At 43.8% G+C, this 3,302-nt stretch carries 2 protein-coding genes; one reads left to right on the top strand and one right to left on the bottom strand.

From position 1 onward, the window contains the following. On the top strand, positions 1 to 606 hold a 606-nt coding region (locus tag LUQ50_RS15370; RefSeq protein WP_300041222.1), incomplete at its 5' end, for an MFS transporter. Positions 607 to 892: 286 nt separating this feature from the next. Here the strand turns inward: LUQ50_RS15370 and LUQ50_RS15365 are convergent. Beyond that, a partial coding sequence (locus LUQ50_RS15365) for a PKD domain-containing protein (RefSeq protein ID WP_300041220.1) occupies positions 893 to 3,302 on the bottom strand: 2,410 nt, incomplete at its 5' end.

The raw sequence follows: 3,302 nt of genomic DNA, 5'->3' as shown, positions 1-3,302 counted from the left end.
CTGGAATATGTCAAAGAATTTTCTACTGCTAGTGCCGGACTTATTCTGACATCCCAGTCTTTTGCAGTGATGATCTCCGGATTTCTGGCCGGAATTCTCTATGACCGCATCGGCGGGCGCCGTGTCTCGATAATCGCTGCGGTCATCCTCATTGCCGGGTATTTCATGATCACAAACCTCAAAATTGACACGACCGTATTGTATATTATTGAATGCCTGAGCCTCATGGGTTTCGGCATTGGTATGATGGTGACTCCGATCTCAAACATGATCATGACGTCATGTCCAAAAAAATACGAGGGCATGATCTCATCCTTGGTGTCACTTGAGCGATTTGCACCGCTAACCATGGGGATTGCTTTTTTCAACTTATTCTTTGTCCAGGGGATGAATTCTATTGCCGATTCCTATGGTGTTACTTTAAAATCACCAGCAATTATCCAACAGGAAGTACTTACCGCCGGATTTGATCTTACCTTCTTTGTTACATTTCTCGTAGGGGTAGCCATTGCAGTTCTGACGCTGGTCGTGCGGTACCGTATGGATCCGGATTATGAGAATGAGAATATTTCCTTAAACAGTGAATTCCAAGTCCATCAGACTTGAACATCCCTTTACCAAATAAGATATATCTTTTTAGCAACTCATGGGAGGTAAACATGCTGAACATTTAAAGGGTTACAACATCCTGGAGAACAGCAATAATATCCAAGGATTAGATCAAACAATATGAGTTCACCATTGCATGTTCGGACCGTTCCCCATTATTTTCATGCATTTCATCCACGATAACGTGTTTTCCTGAAAGATAGTTTAAGAGAAAACAATTACCGGACCATCACTCTCAAGAACTATGTTACGCGTAAAAAAATAGGTTTTATCGATAACCCGGTTATGTTACCACTACTGCATTTGGAATACTCAGGCTCGCGCCATTGTTTACGTTCGTGACAGACAAGGTAACCGGATAGGAACCTGCGGAGGTGTATATATGAGACGAGTTCTGCAGCGTTGATTGCGTTCCATCCCCGAAGTCCCAGTTCCATGATACCGGATTACCTGAACTCATATCCCTGAAGTCAACAGTGAGCGGTGCACTCCCTGATGCCGGATATGCAGAGAACTGGGTGATTATCTTTCCCGGCACCGGTGTCTGGGTGGGTTCAGGAACAGGTCCGTCTGTGACCGTAACATAGTTGTTCCACAGAGCATACCCTCCGGTCTGGTTGTTCGTGGATCGCAGGGTCACGGTGTATGTTCCCGGAGTATCATACGTATGAACCGGGTTCTGTGTGGCATTAGTTCCCCCGTCTCCAAATTGCCAGAACCATGAGGTTGGTGAGCCAAGTGATTGGTCTGACGAGAAAGAGACGGTCAACGGCATCTCTCCCCACCGTGGAGAGGCATTGAAGAACACAAGAACCTGACCTGGTTTTGCATCTCCTATCGCCTGGATCTCATGATCTTCAGACAACTGGGTGAAAGTCCAGTTCGTCACATTTCCCTTTGAATTCGAATCTACAAGCACATCAGTAAGGGCAGCTCCGGGCTTTGCCTGGGTAATAAATGTCTGGTTCGTGTATGGCTGGTAGGAATTGTTGCCTCGTGGGACAATATTACTCCAGTCATTTGCAGTGGCGTTGATGGTTACTGACTTCTGCGGAACCAATGGAGCAGTGTCGTATAATCCGGATACTAACTCGTAGGGAGTGGTAGTATATCCCGTAACATTGGGGGTCTGCTGATCAGACCATCCGGTTCCGGTGGTATTGCTCCAGTAATTACCGGCAATAAACGGACCTCCGACAACGTTTGTGCCACGCTGTGGACCGGCAGGGTTTGTCAGGATATAACTATAATTGCTGAAGTTACCGTACCCACCGATGTTTGTCTGACTTCCCAGGAAATTATTATATATTGTTCCCTCTCCTGTACCTTCCTCTGAATCCAGGATTAGAATCCCAAACCGACTTATACTGGCAATCTGATTCCCTATGACTGTTGTATTATAAATATCAACGATCCCTGCACCGAATGTTGCATTCGTGACTATGTTATCCTGCATTACAGAATTATTTCCGTAACATGCCACGCCATACAGGCCAGTATCACGGATGATGTTATCTGATATGGAGACATTTTCTCCTTGAATTGCTATTCCATACATAGTATTTGAATAAGCTCGGTTGTTCCTGGCTGTGCATTTGTCACCAATGGCGATAATCCCATATGCGTTATTATTGATCGTATTTTCTGAAAATGTCACATTATTTGCTATTGAATAAATACCACGCCCATAACTATCAGTTGTTGACGAGATCGTATTATTATTGATCGTTGTGTTAGATGCCATGAATAACAGGTTTTGTTCGTTCTGGCTGATGATATTGTTTTTATATGTGGCTCCATTCCCCATAGCCATAGTGCCATAATGCTCATTATATACGATATTGTTCCCATCCATCACCGAATTATTACCCAGAAAAATAACTCCATACCCATTTTTGCTGATTGAATTTTTGTACAGAGATACGTTATTGCCATAAAAGTACAGACCAAAGCCATCAGTATCGTGAACACTATTTTCGGTCATCTCTGCCCCAGTGCCCTCCATGAAAACTCCAAAATCAGTATTGTTAAACAGTATATTGTGAGTCATGGTGAGATCTGAACCTGATGCGTTGACACCGCCATAGTAGTTGTCAGATAATGAATTATTGGTGAGAGAAACCTTGCTGCCGAAGGAATCAACACCATTATTAAATTCCCTGATTCCGGCAAAATTTCTGACCGTGGTATTTGTCTTTCCGGAGTAAATGGTAATACCGGTATTCGTATAGTTACCTAGTATTGTCTGTGCATTTCCGTCAAGAACCACATCAGATGCCACAATTCGTAGTGCAGAACTGTTATCGGTTGAAAATCCATCCCGGAGTGTATAGGTTCCGGAGGCATAGATCAGGTAACTTGGATCCGTTCCGGTGGTATTATAATATGAATACCCGCTACCTACAGGAGTTGGAGTGATAGGCTCAAGGACTACATTTCCCATCGTGTTCATACCGGTATCAGCAACTGTCAGGGTAGAAACGATCTGATTGTTGTTTTCTGCTGCTGAACCTACATTCCGGTGATCATTAATCTGAACCGGGGGTGTAGGAATGGTGAGATTATCAAATCCCGGGAGGAATATATGAGAAGATTTTAATTCACTCATACCTGGTCTGGGTATACTGTTGTTTGTTTCTGTTGCACCAACAACCATTCCTACCGTTGAGATAATCAACAGACAGAAACACAGT

Origin of the sequence: Methanospirillum sp. (assembly GCF_028679455.1) — an archaeon.
GTDB lineage: Archaea > Halobacteriota > Methanomicrobia > Methanomicrobiales > Methanospirillaceae > Methanospirillum.
Note: the sequence above shows the minus strand (reverse complement) of the source record. Positions and strands in the feature narration are given on the sequence as shown.